This window comes from Phytohabitans sp. LJ34, assembly GCF_052068095.1.
Taxonomy (GTDB): domain Bacteria; phylum Actinomycetota; class Actinomycetes; order Mycobacteriales; family Micromonosporaceae; genus Phytohabitans.
This window is the reverse complement of record NZ_JBQHDG010000001.1, coordinates 393,727-415,257: the sequence shown is the minus strand read 5'-3', so window position 1 is coordinate 415,257 and position 21,531 is coordinate 393,727. Positions and strand designations below refer to the sequence as shown.

Sequence of the window (21,531 nt, the reverse complement as noted above, 5' to 3'; positions counted from 1 at the left end):
AGGACAGAACGAGCGAAGGTGGGGAAAGTGGCACAGGTCCTGTTTCTTGGCGGTCTGGGGCGCAGCGGGACCACGCTGGTCGAACGCCTCCTGGGCGAGCTGCCCGGGGTGTGTGCGCTGGGCGAGATCGTGCACCTGTGGCAGCGCGACGTACGCGACGACGAGCGCTGCGGCTGCGGCGCGCGCTTCTCGTCGTGCGACTTCTGGGACGCGGTCGGCGAGCGGGCCTTCGGCGGCTGGCACCAGGTGGACGTGTACCGCGTGCTGGCGCTCCAGAACGCGGTCGAGCGCACCCGCTACATCCCCCGCCTCGCCGCGTCCCGGCTGCCCGAGGAGCACGTGGCACTGATCGAGGAGTACGCCGGCTACTACGCGGCGATCTACGAGGCGGCCGCCGTCGTCTCCGGCGCCCAGGTGGTGGTCGACTCCTCCAAGCACAGTGCGCTCGCCCACTGCCTGCGCTGGTGGCCCGGCCTCGACCTGCGGGTGGTGCACGTCGTCCGGGACGCGCGCGGCGTCGCGTACTCGTGGACCAAGACCGTGGTGCGCCCGGAGGCCGAGGTGCCGTCGGAGATGACGCGCTACTCGCCGGCGCGGTCCGCTCTTCTCTGGAATGCCCACAACGCCGCCTTCGCCCTCCTCGGGCGCCGCGGCATACCGGTGCGGCGGATCCGGTACGAGGAGTTCGTGGCGGACCCGCGGACCGGGCTGCTCGACCTCGCCGCGTTCGCCGGGCTGGACGTCACGGTGGCGGACCTGACGTTCATCGACGGCGAGGAGGCCGAGCTGCGCCCCGGGCACAGCGCGGCGGGCAACCCGATGCGCTTCACCGTCGGCCGGATGCCGCTGCGCCGCGACGACGACTGGCGCGACGCCCTGCCGCCGGTGCAGCGCCGCCTGGTCGGCACGGTCTGCGCGCCGCTGCTGCGCGCCTACGGGTACCCGCTGCGCAGCCGGAGCCTGCCGTGACGCCCTCGGTCGGCGTCGTGATCCCCACCCGGGACCGTCCCGAGCTGCTGCGGCGGGCCATCCAGAGCGTGCGCGAGCAGGACTACCCCGGGCCGGTGCGGATCGTCGTCGTCTTCGACCGCAGCGAGCCGGACCTGCTGCTGGCCACCACCGAGGGCGTACCCGTGATGGTGGTGGCCAACTGGCGCACACCCGGCCTGGCCGGCGCGCGCAACACCGGGATCCTGGCGCTGGACAGCGACCTTGTGGCGTTCTGCGACGACGACGACCGGTGGGCGCCACAAAAGCTGAGCCGGCAGGTTGCGGCGCTCGACAAGGGCGACTTCGCCACGTGCGCGATCGAGGTGGAGTTTCGCGACCGGTGTACGCCGCGCCTCGCCGGCTGCGACAAGGTCACGGTGGAGCAGCTGGCGCGTTCCCGGATGGCGATGCTGCACTCGTCGAGCTTCCTCATCCGGCGCACCGCGCTCGTCGACTCGGGCCGGTTGGGGCTCGTCGCCGAGGACGCGCCTGGCAGCCAGAACGAGGACTGGGACCTGCTCTTCCGCGCCGCCCGCCGCTCACCGATCGTCCACGTCGACGAGCCGCTGGTGCGCGTGCTGTGGGGCCGCACCTCCCACTACGCGTACGAGTACGACACGAAGATCTCCTCACTGCGCTGGATGATGTCCCGCCACCCGGAGATCCACGGCTGCGCGCCCGGCGCCGCCCGCGTGTACGGGCAGCTCGCCTGCTGGTCCGCGGCGACCGGCAACCGGGGCGACGCGTGGCGGTGGACCCGCGAGGCGGTACGCGCCAACTGGAAGGAGCCGCGCGCCGCGATCGCACTGGCCGCGATGAGCGGCGCCGTCAAGGTGGAGAACGTGCTGGCCGCCCTCCACCGCCGCGGCCGCGGGATCTGAGCCGCTAGGGCAGCTGCCCGGGGCGGTCCACGATCGCCACCCGGAGCTGGGCGGACTCGCGCACCACCTGCTCACCGCGGACCACTCGCTCGCCGAGGTACTTGTACGTGGTCGCGTCGAAGACCAGCTCGGTGCGGACGCCGTCGCGCGAGACGCCGACTGACACGCCTCGGCGGCCGGCTGCGTCCGTGACGCCGTCGTCCGCGGTGACGCCTGGCTGCCGGCCCAAAACCTGGAAGAGCGCCACCTGCGACTCGGGGCGCAGGTAGCTGTCCCGGAGCAGGTCGCGGGCGGCCGTGAAGACGTCGCCGCCACGGTCGCGCAGGTACCCCTCCATCGCCGTGGCGTCCGCGGGTGCGGCGGAGCGGTCGGCGCCCCCGGTGGCCGAACGCTCGCAGGCGATCGGGGTGCCCTGCCGGGCGGTGCGCCACACGCCGCCGGGGCAGTCCTCGAGGCTCGTCTGCCACCACCCGCTCTTCGACCCGCGCGGCTGGACGTGCAGCAGCCCGGCCCGCCGGCCGTCCGCGGAGAGCCAGATCCGCCGGCTCATGCCCGCCGTCCCCGGCGTGTCCACCTGGATCGACTCGACGAAGATGAACTGGTCGGGACGGACCGCCATGCCCTGCTGGGCGGCGAGTGCGGCGCCCGCCAGCACCTCGGCGGCGGATCGCGGCGGTGCCGCCACCGGCTCGTCGCGGCTAGCGGTCCACGGTGCGGCGGCCAGCACCAGCACGGTGGCGACGGCCGCGGCGGCCAGGCTCGGCACCGCCGCGAAACGCCACAGCCGGCGAGTCCGGTGGGCCGGCCGGTGTGCCTCGCGCACCAGCCCCGAACGGATCCGCTCCAGCGTGGCGTCGTCCGCCAGTGGGAGGTCGCGGCGCAGGTCACGCACGTAGTCGAGGTCGTTCACGTCAGTACTCCTCATGTGGGTCGAGGTCGGCGAGCGCGCGGCGCAGGCGCTGGCGCGCGCTGTGCAGGCGGGACCGCACGGTGCCGGCGGGGATGTCGAGGGCGCGTGCGACGTCGACGAGGCTGAGCTCCTCGCGGGCGACCAGCAGCAGCACGTCCCGCTCCTTGGCGGGCAGCTTCGCCAGCACCGCGGCCAGCCGGCGGCTCGCCGAAGTCGCCACCACCCGGTCCACCACCTCGGCGTGCGGCTCGGCGACCGGGTCGACGCCGGTACGCGCGAACGCCCGGTACTGGCGCACCTCGGTCCGCCGGTGCCGGTGCACAAGGTTGGTGGCGAGACCGAAGAGCCACGGCCGGGCGTCACGCTGGCTGGTGTCGTAGCGCCCGCGCAGCCGGAAGGCCAGCAGGAACGTCTCGCTGGTCAGGTCGTCGGCCAGTGAGCGGCCGACCCGGCGGGCGAGGTAGCGGTGCACCGCACGCCCGTGCCGATCGAAGACAGCGGCGAAGTCTTCCCCGGCGGCCAGCGACCGCCGGATCAGCTCGCCGTCGCTCGGCTCCGGCGGCGCCACCGTCTCGGGTGCCGCCGCCGTGGTCGCGTCGCTCATACCCGCTATTGCCCGGACCCCCGCTGAGCGTTCGGAAAAGCTACGAGCCGAACCTCGACAGCTTGCCCTTCAGGCGGGCGTAGCGCAGCGAGTAGAGCAGGAAGCCGAGCGCGGCCGCGACGTACACGAGGTCGAGCAGCGCGGCCACGGCAAGGCCACCCCACGACACGCCGCCGCCGGTGAGCACCGCGCGCATCCCTTCGAAGACGTGGCTGGCGGGCACGAGTGCGGCGACCGCCTCCGCCGGAGCGGGCAGCACCGACAGCGGGTAGAAGACCGCCGCGAACGGCTGGAACACGAACACCAGGATGAACGCGACGATCTGAGCGCTCTGCCCGAACCGGATCACGGCACCGATCGCCACCACGCCGAGGGCCCAGCCCATGACCATCAGCACCGCCATGAACGGCACGAGCGCCGGACCGATCGTGAGCACGCCGAAGCCGTAGAAGATGAACGCGAGCACCGACATCACGCCGATCGTCACCGTCACCTTGACCACGCTGGCGAGCAGCAGGCCCGCGACGTACTCGATGGTGGACAGCGGTGAGACGAAGACGTTGAGCAGGTTGCTGCTCCACACGTCGAAGAGGAAGCCGAAGGTCACCTCGCCCTGCGCCCGGTGTAGCACCTGCCACAGCAGCACGGCGCCAAGCAGCATCGCCACCGCGATGTGCACGCGGTTTTGCTGAAGGTAGAGCGAGACGAGGCCCCACAGCACCAGCTCCGCGGTAGGCCAGAACGCCATGTCGATCATGCGGGGCGGGTCGCGGCGCAGCGAGAAGAAGTCGCGGCGGATCACGCTCACTATCCGCCGGCGCCGCGCCGCGGGCCCGTCGAGAAGTAGGGAAGTCATCCTCGTGCCACCCTCAGAAACACCGCTTCCAGATCGTCTACCCCGTACGCCCCGGCCAGCTCCACCGCGCTGCCGGTCGCGACGATCTGGCCGCCCGAGACGAAGTGGATGCGGCTGCACATCCGCTCGACCTCCGGCATGTTGTGCGACGTGATCAGCATCGCCCGCCCGGTGCGGTGGGCCTCGCGAAGCAGCAGCTCGCGGATCCGGTCGCCGACGTCCGGGTCGAGGTTGGCCGTCGGCTCGTCGAGCACCAGCAGCCCCGGCTCGTTGAGCAACGCCTTGGCCAGCTGCACCCGGGTCTGCTGCCCGGACGAGAGCCGCCCGTAGCGCCGGTCGCGCAGCTCACCGAGGTCGAGCAGCTCTATCAGCTGGGCCACCCGGCGGCGCGGCTCGCGCAGCCCGTACATGTGGGCGAAGACGTCGAGGATCTCGCCGACGCGCAGCACCCAGGGCAGGCTCACGTAGCTGGCCGCGAAGTTGACCCGGGACAGCGCCCAGGTGCGGTGCTTGGCCAGGTCGCGCCCGAACATCCGGACCGTGCCGGTATCCGGCGTGGTCAGGCCGAGCACCATGTGCAGTGTGGTGGTCTTGCCGGCGCCGTTGGGCCCCAGCAGCCCCACGATCTCTCCCTCGCCGACGCTGAAGCTCACCCCGTCGACGGCCGTCACGGGGCCGAACCGCTTGGTCAGCGAAACAGCCTCGAGCACGGTCATGACATCGATGCTCCGAGCAATGCCCCGGCCGGGCAACGCATTTACGGGAGGATCAGGTTGACGTCGCCGAACTCGTGCCACAGGTAGCGGGCCTCGATCGCCTCGGCGTAGACGCGGTCCAGCAGCGGGCGTCCGGCGATCGTCTCCAGCAGGTCGAGGTGCGACGCGCGCGGCTCGTGAAAGCCGGTGAGCAGGCCGTCCACGACGCGTACGCCGCGCTCGGGCGTCACCACCAGCTCGGTCCAGCCGCTCGCCGCGGCCACCACGCCGTCCCCGGTCGCCGCGGTCTCCAGCGCGCGCACCGCGGTCGTGCCGACCGCGATCACTCGACCGCCGCCGGCCCTGGCCTGGGTGACGAGCCGCGCGGTGGTCTCCGGCACCACAAACCTCTCCGGGTACGGGCGCTCGTGCGCTTCCGGCGACGCCACACCCGTGTGCAGGACTATCGGCGCGATCAGCACGCCGGCGGCGACGAGCCGGGTCACCACCCGTTCGCTGAACGGGCGGGCCGCGCTCGGCATCTCCGCGCTGCCCGGCTCGGTGGCGAAGACCGTCTGGTAGTAGGACAGCGGCCACGGGCGGGGCACGTAGGAGTACCGGATCGGCTGCCCGTAGGCCCGCAGGTAACCCTCGACCGGCCCGCCGGCGTCCACTGTGGCCGTCCACAGTCGACCCCTCGAGTACTCCTCGCGCAGGCGCACCGACCCGCCGCCGGGCAACGGATACCGCTGCCCGGCGACGCCCCCGTCGTACGGCCGGGTCGCCTTGCCCGCCGCCGCGCGCAGCTCGACGAGCCACTCCCCGCGTTGGAGCTCCGTGCTGAAGTGGACAGTCAGGGCCGCACCCACCACGGGCACCGCCGCGGGGAGCGTGCCCGAGGTGTTCACCACGAGCACGTCCCCGGCGCGGAGCAGGCGCGGCAGGTCCGTGAAGCGACGGTGGGCGATCACGCCGGTGGACACCTCACCGGCGAGCAGCCGCACACCGTCCCGGGCCAGGCCGCGCGCTTCCGGCGGCTCGTGCGCCTCCAGCTCGGCGGGAAGTGTGAACGTCGGCACGGTCATGCCGGCGCCCCGGCCAGCAGGTCGGCGAGGCGGATCCGCCCGGACGGCGGCCGGCTCTCGACCAGCCGCCGGAACGCCGGCACGACGGTGTGCGGCTCGGGGCGGTCGCTGATGTCCTCGCCCGGAAACGCCTCCTGGTGCATGCGGGTGCGCAGGTCGCCCGGGTCCACCCACCACACGCGTACCCCCGGCTCCTCGGCGGCGAGGATGCGGCTGGCCTGCTCGACCGCCGCCTTGGCCGAGCCGTAGCCACCCCATCCCTCGTACGCCTCGACGGCCGCGTCGGAGGTGACGTTGACCAGCGCGCCGCCGCGGGCCCGCAGGCCGGGCAGGGCGAGCTGGGCCAGCGCGAGCGGGGCGACGACGTTCACCTCGTACACCTCGCGGAGCGCGTCCAGCGGGTAGTCGGCGAGCGCCGGCTGCGGGCTGGGACCGAGGATGCCCGCGTTGTTGACCAGCAGGTCGGCGCCGCCCAGCCGGTCCGCGGCGGCGACCAGCGCCAGCCGGTGCGCCGGGTCGGTGACGTCGCCGGCCAGCGCGGTGACGTCCCGCGGCACGGCGGCGGCTGCTTCGGCGAGCGCGGCGGCGTCCCGGCCGTCGACCACGAGGTCCCAGCCGGCTCCGGCGAGTCCGTGCGTGAGCGCCAGCCCGAGCCCCCGGGAGGCGCCGGTGATGATTGCGACAGGCATGGCATTGACGCTAGGTAGCGGCGGGCGGCCTGCCATCGGGCCGCAGCCGGTCCGGTCCTCGGTCTTTGGACCTAGGACCACGGCCCGATCCGGATCGGCGTCACCGTGGGTAGCCTGAGAGTGTGTGCGATCGTGGTGAGCTGCGCGACGTGAGCGCTGCGGTCCTGGCCGTCACCGCGCACCTGTCCGTGCGCGAGGTGCTCCAGACGATCCTCACGTCGGCCCGCCGCCTGCTCGGCGCCAGGTACGCGGCGCTCGGCGTGCCGGACAGCGACGGCGGCTTCGCCGAGTTTCTCGCCGACGGCGTCAGCGACGAGCAGTGGCGGGCGATCGGCCCGCTCCCGCGCCAGCACGGCGTACTCGGCGAGATGCTCCGCTCCCCGCACGCGGTGCGGATGGACGACATCCGCGAGCATCCCCGCTTCGGCTGGTGGCCGAAGGCGCACCCGGTGCTCAAGGACTTCCTCGGCATGCCGATCATCGACGGCGACGAGATCCTCGGCGAGCTCTACCTGGCCAACAAGATCGAGCCGGGCGGCTTCACCGCCGACGACGAGGAGCTGCTCCGGCTGCTCGCCGCGCACGCCGCCATCGCGTTGGTCAACGCCCGCCTGTACGAGCGCAGCCGCGAGCTGTCCATCGTGGAGGAACGCAACCGGATCGCCCGCGAGCTGCACGACGCGGTGACGCAAAAGCTCTTCAGCCTGCGGCTGACGGCGGACGCCGCGGCGACCCTCGTCGACCGCGACCCGGCCGCGGCCGCCGCGCAGCTGGAGACGGTACGCCACCTGGCCGCCGACGCGGCCGGCGAGCTGCGCTCCATTGTGGACGGCCTCCGCCCGGTGGACCTGTCCGGCGACGGCCTCGACGTGGCGCTGCGCAAGCAGGCGGAGCTGCTCGACCGGGTGCACGCCGCGACCGTCCGCTTCACCGGCTCGGCGGTGCCCCGGCTCACCGCCGCACGGGAGGAGGCGGTCTACCGCACCGCGCAGGAGGCGCTGCACAACGCGCTCCGGCACGGCCAGCCGAAGTCGGTGACCGTGGAGCTGCGCGCCGAGGGCGGCAAGGTGGTGCTGCGGGTCGACGACGACGGCAGGGGCTTCGACGCCGCCGCACCGGCGCTCGCGGCCCGCAAGCTGGGCCTCGCCTCGATGCGCGAGCGCGCCTCGGCCGTCGGCGGCACGCTCAAGGTCACGTCGGCGCCGGGCGCCGGCACGAGCGTACGGCTGGAGGTGCCCACCGGTGGCTGAGCCGATCCGCGTGCTGGTCGTCGACGACCACCCGGTCGTGCGGCAGGGCCTGCGCACATTTCTGGACGTGCAAGAGGGCATCGCCGTTGTGGGCGAGGCCGAAGACGGCGCCGCCTGCGTCACCGAGGCCCAACGCCTCCGCCCCGACGTGGTCCTGCTCGACCTGCGCATGCCCGGCGCCGACGGCATCGTGGCTCTGCACGGCCTGCGCGAGCTGGACGACCCGCCGCGCGTCCTGGTGATCACCAGCTTCACCGAGCCGACCGCGGTCCTCCCGGCCGTACGCGCCGGCGCCGCCGGCTACGTCTACAAGGACGTCGACCCGCCCGCGCTGGCCGCCGCCATCCGCGCCGTACACGCCGGCCACGTGCTCCTCCACCCGGACGTGGCGCGCCTGCTCGCGGCCGGCGACACCCCATCGACCGCCCCGCCACTGACCGCGCGGGAACGCGAGGTGCTGATCGAGGTAGCCCGCGGCCGCTCCAACCGCGAGATCGCGAAGGCGCTGGCCGTGTCGGAGAAGACCGTCAAGACCCACGTCAGCGCCATCCTCGGCAAGCTCGCCGTGCAAGACCGCACCCAAGCCGCCCTCTACGCCGTCCGCGCCGGCCTGGTCTAGAAATGGCTTCTTAGAGGCCTTTCGGAGTCGAGGTGGCTTGCCTCTAGTCCCTTTAGGACGGGGATTTTGAGCTACCGCGACGTCCGTCGTGGTCCAGACCGCTGCTCCCGCGGCCTCACCCGTCCGCCGCTGGTCGCGCTCACCCCCTTGCGCGCAACCGGCGGGGCGGATTGAGCTCACGCCAGGCGGTGGTCGACGTTTGTCCACAATGCCCGTTCCCGGATCGGCGATCCGGGAAAGCAACAGGGTTCTCGGCGCCGCGAGTAACCGCCGCGGCGGTGTGAGCGGCGCGAGATTCCAGATCTAGGAGAGTTAGGGCTGAAATAGCGCGCCCTAACTCTCCTAGATCTGGACGTCCCGACCCAGGGCTGGTGACGCTGCGTCAGGATGGCGCAGGTAGCGCCCGCGCGAAGACCCCCGCCGGGGGCTTGTCCCGCGGACCTGCGGTGGACAACCGGAGATTTCGGCCGAGCTGAGCGCACCGATGCGTTCACGCCATCGTGCGTACGGCGGTGGGCCGACCGGGGGTGGCCACTCTAGGGAACGCATCCCGCGCGCACCTACCTCCCGGCCGAGGCCGTAAGGCCCGGCGCAGCCGCCGGGGTGAGCGCGACCAGCGGCGGACGGGCGAGGCCGCGGGAGCAACGGCACGGACCACGACGGGCATCGCGGTAGCTCACATCTAAATAGGGGTCGAAGGCTACCCCGACTCCGAAAGGTCGCTAGATCGTCCACTCCGGACCCGCCGGGGTGTCGCGGACCTCTACGCCCGCGGCGGTGAGGCGGTCGCGGATCTCGTCGGAGGTGGCGAAGTCGCGGGCGGCGCGGGCCTTGGTGCGCAGGTCGAGCAGCAGTGAGACGTAGGGGCCGAGCACTTCGCGGGGGTCGCGGGCGCCGCCGTGGGCCAGCTCGCCGAGGCGCACGACCATCGAGCGGAGCACCGCGCGGGCCTGCTCGCCCTCGTCGGAGATGTTGGTGTCGGCGGACCAGTCGACGATGATCTGCTCGAGGTCGAGGATGGCGGCCACGCAGGCGTCGACGTCTCGGGCGGCCAGCGCGATGTCGAAGCGGGCCTCGAGCGCGTCGGCGGCGGCCTTGAGCGACGACTCGGGCAGCGGCTGGGCCGGCGCTTTGTCGGGTGGCGCGCCGGCTGGCACCGGGACCACCGCGGAACCGCCGGAGGCAAGTGTCGCGATGGCGACCACCGAGCCGGGCGGGTGGATCGTGCTCTGGCCGCCGTGGCGGATCGTGAACTGCCCATTGCCCAGCACCGCGGCCGTGCCCGCGGTGAGGTCGAAGAGCACCGCCGTGTGCTCGTCGACGCCGAGGATCAGCGTCTCCTCCGGCAGCTCGGCCTCCATCGCGCACAGCCGGCCCTCGCCGAGGTAGCAGTAGCGGGTGTCGTGGTGGCCGCCCTCGGCGTTGTCGTAGTGCGGGATGATCACGGCGGGAAAGCCGAGCAGTGGCGAGACAAGGTCGAGGCCGGGCACCCAGTGTGGCTCGACGCCGGCCTTGTAGATCTCGTAGACCGGGATGGCGTGGCTGCCGAGCGTCAGCGCCGCGGCGCTCGCGAAGCAGACCACGCCGCCGTCGCGCAGCTTGCCCGCGATCAGGTCGGGCACGGGGGTGTCTCGCCACTGGCGCAGCGCGTAGGTGGGGCTGCCCGGACCGGCGAACACCCAGCCGGCCTCGCGGAGCGTGGTCAGTGCCCGCTCCCGCTCCAGCGTGTCGGTGGGTGGGCGGCGCCAGGAGAGCACGTCGATCTGCCGCCCCACGCTGGCCGCGAAGTAGCCGACGGCGCGCGCCGAGATGTCGTCGGCGTTGGACTGAAAACCATACGGCGTGTCGAGCAGCACCGCGCGCCGCTCGCCGACCTGCTCCAGGATCGCCCGGTGCGGCTTGACCATCGTCGGCGCGGTCTCGCCCGAGCCCATGATGACCAGGACGCCACTCATGCCAGCCTCAGTAGGTCGGCCGCCAACTCGCGCGGGTGCTGCGCGTGCAGGTCGTGGTCGCCTCCCGGGTACTCCCGGATGGTGGCGTCGGCCAGCGCCCGCGCCGCGGCCTCGACCCGCGCCCGGCTCCGCGCGGCCCGCTCCTGGTCGTCGGGGAGCGCCGGCACGAGCAGCACCGGCATGGCCAGCGCGGGGTAGAAACGCCGCGGCGGGTCGTCCCACATGTCGCGGACGATCTCCATGTGTCGCGGGATGGGCAGCCGCCGCTCAAGCGTGCCGTCGGGCCGGACCCGCAGGTTGGCCACCGTGGCCTCGACCGCCGCGGGCGACCAGTCGGGGTGGGCCCGCCGCAGAAACCCGCGCATCTGGTCGACCCGCAGCCCGTCGAGGTCGGGCGGGCGCAGCGCCTTCGCACATTCCTCCCAGGTGTCGAACTGGGAGGACAGGTCGATCCACCCGCCATCGACGAGCGCGAGGGCCTTGACCAGCGCGGGGTGCTCGGCGGCGAGCCGGACCACGACATTGCCACCCCACGACTGCCCGGCCACCACGACATCGTGCAGCTCCAGCGCGGTGGCCACGGCCGCCAGATCGGCGGCGGCGGTGCCCGCGTCGTAGCCGGTGTCGGGCAGGTCGGACTCGCCGTGACCACGCAGGTCGACGGCATACGACCCGTGGCCGGCTTCCGCCAGCGCGGCGGCCACCTCGTCCCAGAGGAGCGCATTGGACGCGAGGCCGTGCACCAGCAGGAACGACGGCTCGCGCTCGCCGTCGTGCCGGCGCACGCGCAGATGAACGCCCTCACCCACCGCTACGCGCAGATCCACGCCCTGAATCTAGGCGCAGGGTGGGACAAGATTCCAGCGTTACCCGGCTTCGCGCAGGAGGTGGGCGGCTTCTTCGGGGACCACGTCGTTGATGAATACGCCCATCGCGGACTCGGAGCCGGCCAGGTACTTCAGCTTGTTGGCGGCCCGGCGGATGCTGAAGAGCTGGAGGTGCAGGTGGCTCTCCTCGCGGCCGCTGTGCACCGGGGCCTGGTGCCACGCGGAGATGTACGGCATCGGCACGCCGAAGAGGGCGTCGAAGCGGCGCAGCACATCCAGGTAGAGCGGGCCGAAGGCGTCGCGCTCGGCGTCGTCGAGGGCGGGCATGTCGGGTACCCGGCGGTGCGGCGCGACGTGCACCTCGAACGGCCACCGCGCGGCCACCGGCACGAAGGCGGTCCAGTGCTCGTTGGAGGCCACGACGCGTACGCCGGCCGCGCGCTCGCTGGCCAGCAGCTCCGAGTACACCGGACGGCCGCGGGAGGCCGCCAGCATCGCGCGGGTGCGTGGGGTGACGAAGGGGTAAGCGTAGATCTGGCCGTGCGGGTGGTGCAGGGTGACACCGATCTCGACGCCCCGGTTTTCGAAGCAGAACACCTGCTCGACCCCGTCCATCGCGGACAGTGCCAGGGTGCGGTCGATCTGCGCCTCCAGCACCGTGCGCACGCGGGACGGCGGCAGCGTGGCGAACGAGGCGTTGTGGTCGGACGTGAAGCAGACCACCTCGCACCGGCCGTGCGCCGGGCGGGCCACGACGCCCTCGGGGAGCTCGACCGGGCGGTCGCTGAAGGACGGGAAGCGGTTTTCGAAGACCACCACGTCGTAGTCGGACGCGGGGATCTCGGTCTCCTTCCCGTCGCGCGACGGGTCGAGCGGGCACTCGTCGGCCGGTGGCAGAAACGTGCGGGTCTGCCGGTGCGCGGCGATCGCCACCCACTCGTCGACGAGCGCGTCGTACCGCAGCTGGGACGCCGGCGGTGGCGGTGGCAGGTCACGCTTGTCGACCGCGTCGCGTTCGACGTCGTCGCGCTCGTCGAAGTAGATCAGTTCGCGGCCATCGGCCAGTGTGGTGGATGTCTTCCTCACGGGACGATCACCAGCTCCTCGACGTGCTCGGTCAGGGTGGCCTGGGCGGCCTCGGGCAGGGCGGCGTCGCTCACCACGACGTGCGCTTCGGACAGCTCGGCGATGGAGGAGATGCCGACCGTGCCCCACTTGGTGTGGTCGGCGAGCACCACGAGGCGTTCGGCGGCGGCGACCAGCGCCCGGTTGGTGTCCGCCTCCATCAGGTTGGGCGTGGTGAAGCCGGCCCGCTCGCTCATCCCGTGTACCCCCAGGAAGAGCACGTCCAGGTGGAGCGAGCGGATCGCGGTCAGCGCGACCGGGCCGACCAGCGCGTCGGAAGGGGTACGCACCCCGCCGGTCAGCACCACCGTCTGGTCGGGCCGGCCGGCGCGGTAGAAGACGTCGGCGACCGGGATCGAGTTGGTCACCACGGTCAGCTCCGGCACGTCGACGAGCCGCTGGGCCAGCTCGGCCGTCGTGGTGCCCGCGGACAGGGCCACCGCCGTGCCGGGGCTGACCAGCTGCGCGGCCCGGATCGCGATGGCGGCCTTCTCCGCCCGCTGGCGGATCGACTTGGCCGCGAAGCCCGGCTCGTCGGTGGAGCCGGGATGCATGGACGTGGCGCCACCGTGCACCTTGGACAGCAGGCCGCGATCGGCGAGCGCCTCCAGGTCGCGGCGGATCGTCATGTCGGACACGCCGAACTCGGCGGCCAGCTCGGTGACCCGTACCCCGCCGGCGGCTCTGACTCTGTCCAGGATCGCGGCCTGGCGCTGTGGTGCGAGCATCAGTCCTCCCGCAGGACGGCGACGCCACCCGGGTCGAGCCGGCCGGTCCAGGCCGCGCCGGTCAGCAGGTCGGTGCCGGCGGCCTCGACCGCGGCGGGGGTGTCGGTGTGGTTCATCAGGAAGAGGTACGTGCGGCCGTCGGCGTGCCGGCGCCGGACCGCCTCGACGCCGGCCGGCACCGGATGAGTGGGCGCCACGCCGGCCGTCTCCGCCACCGCGCCGAGCCAGCGGGCCAGGTCGGGGTCGGCGAGGCGGGTGCTGGTGTACCAGGCGGTGCCGTGGCGGGTCAGTGCCGGGGCACCGGCGAGCGGACCGGCCGCGTACCGCGCGACGACGTCGGCGCCGTCGCTCTCCAGCGCCTCCGTCCACAGTGTCCCGGTCGAGCCGTCGTCGAGCGGCACGGGCTCGGCCGTCGGGTAGAACTCATCGACGCGGACGCCGAGCAGGCCGGCGAGCGCGCCGGGCAGCGGCGCCGGGTGCACGCGGTCGTGCTCGTCGACGAGCCCGCTGTAGGGCCCGACGGCGAGCGTGCCACCGCCCTCCACATAGGAGCGCAGGTTGTCCGCGGCCTCGGTCGAGAGCAGATACAGTGCGGGTGCGAGCACCAGCCGGTACCCGGAAATGTCGGCACCGGGGTGGGCGAGGTCGGCGGTGACGCCGGCCCGCCACAACGCCGCGTGCCACCGCATGATCTCGGTGAATGCGGTCATGTCGACGCTCGGCTGGTTACGCGCCTCCTGCGCCCACGCACTCGGGTAGTCGAGCAGCAGGGCGACGTCGGCGACCGTGCGCGCACCCTCCACTTCGGACAGCTGCCGCAGATGCGAGCCGAGCCGCACCACCTCGCGCCAGATCTTCGAGTCGGTGCCGGCGTGGGGCAGCATCGCCGAGTGCCACTTTTCCGAGCCGGCGCGGCTGGCCCGCCATTGGAAGAACATCGCGCCCTCGGAGCCGCGCGCCACGTTGCCCAGGCTCTCCCGGATCAGCTGGCCGGGGCGCTTGGCGAAGTTACGTGGCTGCCAGTTGACCGCGCTGGTGGAGTGCTCCATCAGCAGCCACGGCGCGCCGCCACCGAGCGAGCGGGACAGGTCGGCCGCGTACGCGGACTGGGCCGGCGCCTCGCGCGGGTCGTCGCCGACGAGGTAGTGGTCGTTGGAGACGAGCCGGTCGGGGCCGGTCATCTCCCGCCCCCAGGCCCAGTAGTCGAGGTCGAAGCAGGCGGCGGTCATGAGGTTGGTGGTGACCGGCACGCCCGGCGAGAGCTTGTGCAGCAGGTCGCGCTCGGCGGTGAAGTTGGCCAGGTGCTCGTCCGAGCTGAACCGCTTGAAGTCGAGCACCTGCCCTGGGTTGGACGAGGTGACCGTCGCGCGGGGCGGCTGCACCTGGGCCCAGTCGGTGTAGGTCTGCGACCAGAAGGTGGTGCCCCACGCCTCGTTGAGCGCGTCGAGGTCGCCGTACCGCACGCGGAGCCAGTCGCGGAACGCCTCCGCGGAGACCTCGCAGTAGCAGTGGGCGTTGTGGCAGCCGTACTCGTTGTGGACGTGCCACATGGCAAGCGCGGGGTGGCCGTGGTAGCGGCGGGCGATCTGCTCGGCCAGCCGCGCCGCCGCCTGGCGGTAGCGGGGTGAGCTGGGGCAGAACGCCTGGCGGCTGCCGTAGGTCAGGCGCCGGCCGCCGGCGTCGACCGGGAGGATCTCCGGGTACGCGTGGGAGAACCAGGCCGGCGGCGAGGCGGTGGCGGTGGCGAGGTCGACAGATATGCCGCCGGCGTGCAGGCCGTCGAGGATACGGTCGAGGCGGTCGAAGGTGTAGACGCCCTCGGCCGGCTCCAGCCAGGCCCAGGCGAAGACGCCGACCGTGGCCAGGTTGACGCCGGCCTCGCGCATCAGCCGCACGTCTTCCGGCCACACGCTCTCCGGCCACTGCTCGGGGTTGTAGTCGCCGCCGTACCAGAGCGCCACTCGCCGCACCTCCTCCTAACTTAAGTCAACAGAATCGAACACTACCGCACGCCCACCTCGTGTGACATCCTGTGCCCGTGCTCTTCGAGATCGTCGACGAGATCCGGATCGCCGCGGGGACGGCCCGGGTCTACGAGGAGGGCTGGCAGTCCTGGTCACCCACCTCCTGGTACCCCGTCGACGCGCCGCCACCCCGCCCGGCGGCGGAGTGGCGGCGGCGGGGCAACTACCGGCCGGAGATCGCCGCGCCGGACGACGGCTTTCAGGGCGAGGGGCTGCTGGCGGTCGACCCCGGCGACGGCGGGCCGCTGCGCCTGTACACCGCGCCCGACCCGCTGACCGTCCCCTCGATCCGCGCCACGCTCGTCGACGGCCGGCTCGTGGTCACGGCGGACGGGCCGGTCACCGCGCACACCGGCGTGCCGCTGGGCGACTGGGCGTCGGGCTTCGCCCGCACGGCGGGAGCGGACCTGCCCCGGGAGGCACCGACCGCCTGGTGCTCCTGGTACCACTACTTCGACCGGGTCACCGAGGCCGACATCGCCGAGAACATCGCCGTCATCCGCGAGCGCGACCTGCCGGTCGACGTGGTCCAGGTGGACGCCGGCTGGCAGCGCGCGGTGGGCGACTGGCTGCGGCTCTCCGACCGGTTCGACTCGCTGGCGGGCGTGGCCGCACGGATCCGGGACGCGGGACTGCGGGCCGGGATCTGGGTGGCCCCGTTTTGGGTCGAGGAGGGCAGCTGGCTCGCCACCGAGCACCCGGAGTGGCTGATCGCCGGCCCCGACGGCCTGCCGGTCTCGGCCGGCGAGCACTGGGCCGGCCCGTCGTACGGCCTGGACACCACCAACCCGGACGCCGCCGACTACCTGCGCGAGGTCTTCTCGTGGCTGGCCGGACTCGGCTTCGACTACTTCAAGATCGATTTTGCGTACGCCGCCGCCCTCTCCGGCTCGCGCCACACCGGTGTCGAGCCGCTGGCCGCGTACCGCAGCGGCGTCGCCCTGCTCCGCGAGATGATCGGCCCGGACGCGTACCTGCTCGGCTGCGGCGCGCCGATCCTGCCGAGCGTCGGCCTCTACGACGCGATGCGGGTATCGGCCGACACCAGCCCCACGTACGAGCCGCCGGACGGTGACCTCTCCCAGCCGTCCCAGCGCGGCGCCGCGCTCTCCACGGCGGCGCGGGCCTGGCAGCACGGCCGCTTCTGGGTGAACGACCCGGACTGCCTCATCGCCCGCCCGGACGTGGAGCGCCGCGAGGAGTGGGCGTCGGTGGTCGAGCGGTACGGCGGCCTGCGGGTCAGCTCCGACCGCATCTCGGCGCTCGACGAGTGGGGCCTGGAGACCACCCGCCGCCTCCTCGGCGACCCACCGCCACCGACTCCTTTCCCTGAACGAGCGTGACCGTCACCGGCGATCGAGGAGGTCGTTAGCACTAGTGGACGTGGTGCCAGTCACGTCCAGTGAGATCGCCGGTCATGGCCGCCCACCGCGCCGGCCGTCGGTCTTACGGCTATGGCGAACAGCCTGCCGTCCCTTCCCTGCGGGGGGCCCTGTCCCGGGCCCCCCGCGCCCCATATCTCGCGAGATGCGCGATGCCCCTCCCCAGCCGCGCTAAACGGCCGAAGAGGGGCATTTCCAAAGCTCTTTGAGTCCGGGTGGGCGGCGCGAGCGCCACCCACCCGGCCCGGTCAGGCGAGCTTCTTGGACAGGTTCTGGTCCAGCGCGTTCATGAACTCGTCGGTGGTCAGCCACGGCGCCTCGCGCGAGATGAGCAGCGCCAGGTCCTTGGTCATCTGGCCGCCCTCGACGGTCTCGACGCAGACCTGCTCCAGCTTGTCGGCGAACTCGCTCACCGCCGGCGTGCCGTCGAGCTTGCCCCGGTGGGCCAGGCCGCGGGTCCAGGCGAAGATCGAGGCGATCGGGTTGGTCGAGGTCTTCTCGCCCTTCTGCCACTGCCGGTAGTGCCGGGTGACCGTGCCGTGCGCCGCCTCAGCCTCGACGGTCTTGCCGTCGGGCGTCATGAGCACCGAGGTCATCAGGCCCAGCGAGCCGAAGCCCTGCGCCACCGTGTCGGACTGCACGTCGCCGTCGTAGTTCTTGGCGGCCCACACGAAGCCGCCCTCCCACTTCAGGGCGGCGGCCACCATGTCGTCGATCAGCCGGTGCTCGTAGGTGAGCCCGGCCGCGGCGAACTGGTCCTTGAACTCCGCCTCGAACACCTCGGCGAACAGGTCCTTGAAGCGGCCGTCGTACGCCTTGAGGATCGTGTTCTTGGTGGACAGGTAGACCGGGTAGCCGCGGTCCAGGCCGTACCGGAACGACGCGCGGGCGAAGTCACGGATCGAGTCGTCGAAGTTGTACATGCCCATCGCGATGCCGCCGCCGGGAAACTTCGCCACCTCGAGCTCGATCGGCGCGCTGCCGTCCGTGGGCGTGTACGTGATGGTCACCGTGCCAGGGCCGGGCACCACGAAGTCGGTCGCCTTGTACTGGTCGCCGTGGGCGTGACGGCCGATGATGATGGGCTTGGTCCAGCCGGGCACGAGCCGCGGCACGTTGGACATGATGATCGGCTCGCGGAAGACGACACCGCCGAGGATGTTGCGGATCGTGCCGTTGGGCGAGCGCCACATCTTCTTCAGGCCGAACTCCTCCACCCGCGCCTCGTCGGGCGTGATGGTGGCGCACTTGACGCCCACGCCGTGGCGCTTGATGGCGTTGGCCGCGTCGACGGTGACCTGGTCGTCGGTCTCGTCGCGGTACTGGATCGAGAGGTCGTAGTACTCGAGCTCGACATCGAGGTAGGGCAGGATCAGCTGCTCCCGGATCTGCTTCCAGATGATCCGGGTCATCTCGTCGCCGTCGAGCTCGACAACGGGTTTCGCTACTTTGATCTTCGCCATCGAGCCGGCGCTCCTCTCCGGGACTTCTAATTAGCAGTACGAGCGTACTGCACAGCCTAGACTGCCCAGCATGCCACTCACCCGCACCCTCGGCCCAACGACGGTCGTCGCTCTGCACGACGGCGAAGGCACCTTCTTCGAGCCGCGCGAAGAGGCGTTTCCGCAGGTCAGCGCCGAGTTGTGGGCGCGGGCCGACGAGCGGGACCCGGGCGCGGTGACAGCTGACGGACAGTGGCTGCTGCGCTTCCGGTGCTTCGCGGTCCGCCACGGCGACCACATCACGCTCGTCGACACCGGCATCGGGCCGGCCGACTCGCTCGCGGCGAGCTGGGCGCCCGTGCCCGGCCGCCTGCCGGACGAGCTCGCCGCCGCCGGCATCGACCCCGCCGACGTCGACACGGTCGTGCTCAGCCACCTGCACACCGACCACATCGGCTGGGCGGTCGTGGGCACGCCGTACTTCTCCAACGCCACGTACCTCGTCCAGCGGGCCGACGCCGAGGCCTTCCGCGCGGATCGGGAGAGCGTCCTGGGTCCGCTTCGCGAGGCCGGCCAGCTCAGGCTCGTCGAGGGCGATGTCCCGATCGCCGCCGGGGTCACCGCGATCGCGACGCCCGGCCACACGCCGGGCCACCAGTCGGTGCTCGTCGAGTACGGGCAGGAGCAGCTCCTCGTCACCGGCGACCTCCTGGTGCACGCGGTACAACTCGTCGCCCCGGAGACGGCGTACTCGCACGAGGCGGACCCGTCGGCGGCGAGGGAGTCCCGGACGAAGCTGTTGAAAGCCGGCATCACCCTCGCCACACCTCACCTGACCGAGCCGTTCGTTCGGGCGTAAGGGGCGATTCACCGCCATCCACGAGTGTCAGTGCATGGCTAACCCGTACCCCCTAAGCCGGCGACGCTTCGTCGCCGCAGGCGCTGGCCTCGTGGTCGGACCCATGTTGCTCTCCCCCGACGGCCGAACCGAGGCGCACATCCCCTCGACCGCCGGTGGCTCTCTCCCGTCCGGCCTCTTCACCCTCGGCGTGGCCTCCGGCGATCCGCTGCCCGAGGCGGTCGTCATCTGGACCCGCCTCGCCCCGCGGCCGCTCGACGGCGGCGGCATGCCCGACCGCCCCGTGCGCGTGCGGTGGGAGGTCGCCGAGGACGAGCGCTTCCACCGCGTGGTCCGGCGCGGCGTGGCGCTCGCCCATCCCCTGGTCGGGCACTCGGTACACGTGGACGTGCAAGGTCTGCGCCCGGACAGCGTGTACCACTACCGCTTCCGCGCCGGCGACGAGATCTCGCCGGTCGGCCGCACCCGTACCGCCCCCACGCCACACTCGCGTCCGCGGCTGCTGCGCTTCGCGTTCGCCAGCTGCCAGGACTACCAGGCGGGCTTCTACACGGCCCACCGCCACCTCGCCGCGGAAGACCTGGCGTTCGTGGCGTTCCTCGGCGACTACATCTACGAGGGCCCGGCCAACCCGGCCGCCCTCCGGCAGCACGAGGGCACCGGCGAGCCGATGACGCTGGCGCAGTACCGCAACCGGCACGCGCAGTACCGGAGCGACCCCGACCTGCAAAGCTCGCACGCGGCGTTTCCGTGGATCGTCACGTTCGACGACCACGAGGTCGACAACAACTGGGCCGACGAGATCCCGCAGGACCCCGCCCTACAGACGCCGGAGGCGTTTCGGGAGCGGCGCAAGGCGGCGTTCCAGGCGTACTACGAGCACATGCCGCTGCGCCGCGAATCCACACCACGCGGGCTGGACATGCGCCTGTACCGGCGGCTGCGCTTCGGCCGGCTGGCCAGCGTGCACGTGCTGGACACCCGGCAGTACCGCAGCGACCAGCCGGCCACGATCGAGGCGGCCAACGACCCCGCGCTCAGCATGACCGGCGCCGAGCAGGAGCAGTGGCTGGTGCACGGCATGCGCACCTCGGGCAGCCGCTGGAACGTGCTGGCCAACCAGGTCATGTGGGCGTCCAACGACCGCCGGGCCGGGCCGGAGAAGGTCTACGACCTGGACAACTGGGACGGGTACCGGGTACAGCGGCGGCGGCTGCTGGAGTTCTTCGGCTCGGGGCAGGTGGACAACCCCGTCGTGCTCACGGGCGACCGCCACTGCACGTGGGTGTGCGACCTCAAGCCAGACTTCGACGACCCGGCGTCGCCGGTGGTGGCCGCCGAGATCACCGGCACGTCGATCACGTCGGGCGGCAACGCGGACCCGGTGGCGTTCCACAACACGTACGACCCGATCATGGCGGAGAGCCCGCACTGGAAGTACATCGACAACCAGCGCGGCTACGTGGTCTGCGACGTCACCCGCGAGCGCATGCTCAGCTCGCTCCGCCTGGTCAGCACGGTCCGGGCCCAGGAGTCGACCGTCCGGACAGCAGCCCAGTTTCTCGTGGAATCCGGCCGCCCCGGCATCTCGGTCGCCGGGTAACGACCGTGACTCCGGGCCCGCCCGTGCGCGCGGGTGGACCCGGAGTCCTTCACGGCTACAGGGTCGCTACGTCGGCCTGCTTGGCGCGGACCGCCTCGGCGGCCTCCTTGAGACCGGCCAGCTCCGACTCCGTCAGGTCGGTCTCGACGACCCGGTTGACGCCGTTGGCGCCGATCGCGGCCTCGACACCGAGGTAGACGCCGGAGATGCCGTACTCGCCGTCGACCCACGCGCAGACGGGCAGCACGGCGCCGGAGTCTTCGGCGACGGCGCGGGCCATACGGGCGGCGGCCGCGGACGGCGCGTAGTAGGCCGAGCCGGTCTTCAGCAGCGCCACGACCTCGGCACCGCCGTTGCGGGTGCGGACGACCAGCTCCTCGATCTTGTCGGCGGGCAGCAGCTCGGCGAGCGGCTTGCCGTTGACCGTGCACTTCGAGGGCACCGGCACCATCGTGTCGCCGTGCGAGCCGAGCGTCAGCGTCTTCACCGAGCCGACCGGCACGGCCAGCGCCTCGGCGACGAAGTGGGTGAAGCGGGCGGTGTCGAGCATGCCGGCCTGGCCGAGCACCCTGTTCTTCGGGAAGCCGGTGGCGAGCTGGGCGAGCGCGGTCATCTCGTCGAGCGGGTTGGAGACGACGATGACGACGGCGTTGGGCGCGTACTTCGCGACGTTTTCCGCGACCTGCCGCACGATCTTGGCGTTGACGCCGAGCAGGTCCATCCGGCTCATGCCGGGCTTGCGGGGCAGGCCGGCGGTGACCACGACGACGTCCGAGCCCTCGATCACCTCGTAGCCCTCGCCGTTGGGGCCGGTCGTCTGCCCGACGACCTTGGTCTCGAAGCCCTCGATCGGCCGCGACTGGTTGAGGTCGAGCGCGAGACCCTCGGGCTTGCCCTCCACGATGTCGGTGAGCACAACCGTGTCGAAGATGTCGTATTCGGCTAGCCGCTGCGCCGTCGTCGAGCCGTAGAAGCCGGCGCCGACGACGGTGACCTTCTTGCCCATG

Annotated in this window: 20 protein-coding genes; 7 read left to right on the top strand and 13 right to left on the bottom strand. The window is 72.3% G+C overall.

Annotated elements, in window-relative coordinates; genetic code table 11:
* Positions 1 to 27 precede the first annotated feature (27 nt).
* A complete protein-coding gene (locus tag ACTMTJ_RS01980) occupies positions 28 to 969 on the top strand; it encodes a sulfotransferase (protein ID WP_441214255.1) in 942 nt (313 codons plus the stop codon).
* Positions 966 to 1,871, top strand: a complete 906-nt coding sequence (locus ACTMTJ_RS01975) for a glycosyltransferase family 2 protein (RefSeq protein WP_441214254.1) — start codon at positions 966 to 968, stop codon at positions 1,869 to 1,871. Before ACTMTJ_RS01980 ends, ACTMTJ_RS01975 begins: the two co-directional genes overlap by 4 nt.
* Positions 1,872 to 1,875: 4 nt before the next feature.
* On the opposite strand, the gene ACTMTJ_RS01970 is transcribed toward ACTMTJ_RS01975, so the two are convergent.
* From ACTMTJ_RS01970 to ACTMTJ_RS01945, 6 genes are read right to left on the bottom strand one after another with little or no spacing between them, the layout of a single operon-like run.
* Positions 1,876 to 2,781 (bottom strand): CU044_5270 family protein, encoded by a 906-nt coding sequence (locus ACTMTJ_RS01970; RefSeq protein WP_441214253.1) that lies wholly within the window; start codon positions 2,779 to 2,781, stop codon positions 1,876 to 1,878.
* A gap of 1 nt (position 2,782) precedes the next feature.
* Positions 2,783 to 3,385, bottom strand: a complete 603-nt coding sequence (locus ACTMTJ_RS01965) for an RNA polymerase sigma factor (RefSeq protein ID WP_441214252.1) — start codon at positions 3,383 to 3,385, stop codon at positions 2,783 to 2,785.
* 40 nt (positions 3,386 to 3,425) lie between these two features.
* Complete coding sequence (locus ACTMTJ_RS01960; RefSeq protein ID WP_441214251.1) at positions 3,426 to 4,241, bottom strand: ABC transporter permease; 816 nt, start codon at positions 4,239 to 4,241, stop codon at positions 3,426 to 3,428.
* The gene (locus ACTMTJ_RS01955; protein WP_441214250.1) at positions 4,238 to 4,957 is read right to left on the bottom strand and encodes an ABC transporter ATP-binding protein; all 720 of its coding nucleotides are present in this window, start codon (positions 4,955 to 4,957) and stop codon (positions 4,238 to 4,240) included. The genes ACTMTJ_RS01960 and ACTMTJ_RS01955 overlap by 4 nt, the downstream gene beginning before the upstream one ends.
* Before the next feature lie 41 nt (positions 4,958 to 4,998).
* Complete coding sequence (locus ACTMTJ_RS01950) at positions 4,999 to 6,021, bottom strand: S-adenosylmethionine:tRNA ribosyltransferase-isomerase (RefSeq protein ID WP_441214249.1); 1,023 nt, start codon at positions 6,019 to 6,021, stop codon at positions 4,999 to 5,001.
* Complete coding sequence (locus tag ACTMTJ_RS01945; RefSeq protein ID WP_441214248.1) at positions 6,018 to 6,710, bottom strand: SDR family NAD(P)-dependent oxidoreductase; 693 nt, start codon at positions 6,708 to 6,710, stop codon at positions 6,018 to 6,020. Before ACTMTJ_RS01945 ends, ACTMTJ_RS01950 begins: the two co-directional genes overlap by 4 nt.
* Before the next feature lie 149 nt (positions 6,711 to 6,859).
* Here ACTMTJ_RS01945 and ACTMTJ_RS01940 point away from each other — a divergent pair, with 149 nt between their 5' ends.
* Entirely contained in the window at positions 6,860 to 7,960 is a 1,101-nt protein-coding gene (locus tag ACTMTJ_RS01940; RefSeq protein ID WP_441214247.1) for a GAF domain-containing sensor histidine kinase, read from the top strand.
* Positions 7,953 to 8,579: a response regulator gene (locus ACTMTJ_RS01935; RefSeq protein ID WP_441214246.1), complete on the top strand. Its 627-nt coding sequence runs from the start codon at positions 7,953 to 7,955 to the stop codon at positions 8,577 to 8,579. Before ACTMTJ_RS01940 ends, ACTMTJ_RS01935 begins: the two co-directional genes overlap by 8 nt.
* Before the next feature lie 722 nt (positions 8,580 to 9,301).
* Here the strand turns inward: ACTMTJ_RS01935 and ACTMTJ_RS01930 are convergent.
* From ACTMTJ_RS01930 to ACTMTJ_RS01910, 5 genes are read right to left on the bottom strand one after another with little or no spacing between them, the layout of a single operon-like run.
* Complete coding sequence (locus ACTMTJ_RS01930; protein ID WP_441214245.1) at positions 9,302 to 10,534, bottom strand: Type 1 glutamine amidotransferase-like domain-containing protein; 1,233 nt, start codon at positions 10,532 to 10,534, stop codon at positions 9,302 to 9,304.
* Positions 10,531 to 11,361 carry an alpha/beta fold hydrolase gene (locus ACTMTJ_RS01925; protein ID WP_441214244.1) on the bottom strand — a complete coding sequence of 277 codons (831 nt, stop codon included), beginning with the start codon at positions 11,359 to 11,361 and terminating at the stop codon, positions 10,531 to 10,533. The genes ACTMTJ_RS01930 and ACTMTJ_RS01925 overlap by 4 nt, the downstream gene beginning before the upstream one ends.
* Positions 11,362 to 11,400: 39 nt before the next feature.
* Positions 11,401 to 12,447: a galactose-1-phosphate uridylyltransferase gene (gene galT / locus ACTMTJ_RS01920; protein ID WP_441214243.1), complete on the bottom strand. Its 1,047-nt coding sequence runs from the start codon at positions 12,445 to 12,447 to the stop codon at positions 11,401 to 11,403.
* Positions 12,444 to 13,214 carry a DeoR/GlpR family DNA-binding transcription regulator gene (locus ACTMTJ_RS01915; RefSeq protein ID WP_441214242.1) on the bottom strand — a complete coding sequence of 257 codons (771 nt, stop codon included), beginning with the start codon at positions 13,212 to 13,214 and terminating at the stop codon, positions 12,444 to 12,446. Before ACTMTJ_RS01915 ends, galT begins: the two co-directional genes overlap by 4 nt.
* Positions 13,214 to 15,175, bottom strand: a complete 1,962-nt coding sequence (locus ACTMTJ_RS01910; RefSeq protein ID WP_441214241.1) for a beta-galactosidase — start codon at positions 15,173 to 15,175, stop codon at positions 13,214 to 13,216. The genes ACTMTJ_RS01915 and ACTMTJ_RS01910 overlap by 1 nt, the downstream gene beginning before the upstream one ends.
* Positions 15,176 to 15,252: 77 nt before the next feature.
* Here ACTMTJ_RS01910 and ACTMTJ_RS01905 point away from each other — a divergent pair, with 77 nt between their 5' ends.
* Positions 15,253 to 16,581 (top strand): glycoside hydrolase family 36 protein, encoded by a 1,329-nt coding sequence (locus ACTMTJ_RS01905; RefSeq protein ID WP_441214240.1) that lies wholly within the window; start codon positions 15,253 to 15,255, stop codon positions 16,579 to 16,581.
* A gap of 287 nt (positions 16,582 to 16,868) precedes the next feature.
* On the opposite strand, the gene ACTMTJ_RS01900 is transcribed toward ACTMTJ_RS01905, so the two are convergent.
* Complete coding sequence (locus ACTMTJ_RS01900; RefSeq protein ID WP_441214239.1) at positions 16,869 to 18,083, bottom strand: NADP-dependent isocitrate dehydrogenase; 1,215 nt, start codon at positions 18,081 to 18,083, stop codon at positions 16,869 to 16,871.
* A 70-nt stretch (positions 18,084 to 18,153) separates the two neighbouring features.
* Here ACTMTJ_RS01900 and ACTMTJ_RS01895 point away from each other — a divergent pair, with 70 nt between their 5' ends.
* Together ACTMTJ_RS01895 and ACTMTJ_RS01890 are read left to right on the top strand one after the other, a co-directional pair.
* The gene (locus ACTMTJ_RS01895; protein WP_441214238.1) at positions 18,154 to 18,921 is read left to right on the top strand and encodes an MBL fold metallo-hydrolase; all 768 of its coding nucleotides are present in this window, start codon (positions 18,154 to 18,156) and stop codon (positions 18,919 to 18,921) included.
* A gap of 103 nt (positions 18,922 to 19,024) precedes the next feature.
* Positions 19,025 to 20,524, top strand: coding sequence for an alkaline phosphatase D family protein (locus tag ACTMTJ_RS01890; RefSeq protein ID WP_441214237.1), 1,500 nt, complete (start codon positions 19,025 to 19,027; stop codon positions 20,522 to 20,524).
* A 55-nt stretch (positions 20,525 to 20,579) separates the two neighbouring features.
* Here ACTMTJ_RS01890 and mdh read toward each other — a convergent pair whose 3' ends face one another.
* Positions 20,580 to 21,530, bottom strand: a complete 951-nt coding sequence (mdh, locus tag ACTMTJ_RS01885) for a malate dehydrogenase (RefSeq protein ID WP_441214236.1) — start codon at positions 21,528 to 21,530, stop codon at positions 20,580 to 20,582.
* Position 21,531 lies beyond the last annotated feature (1 nt).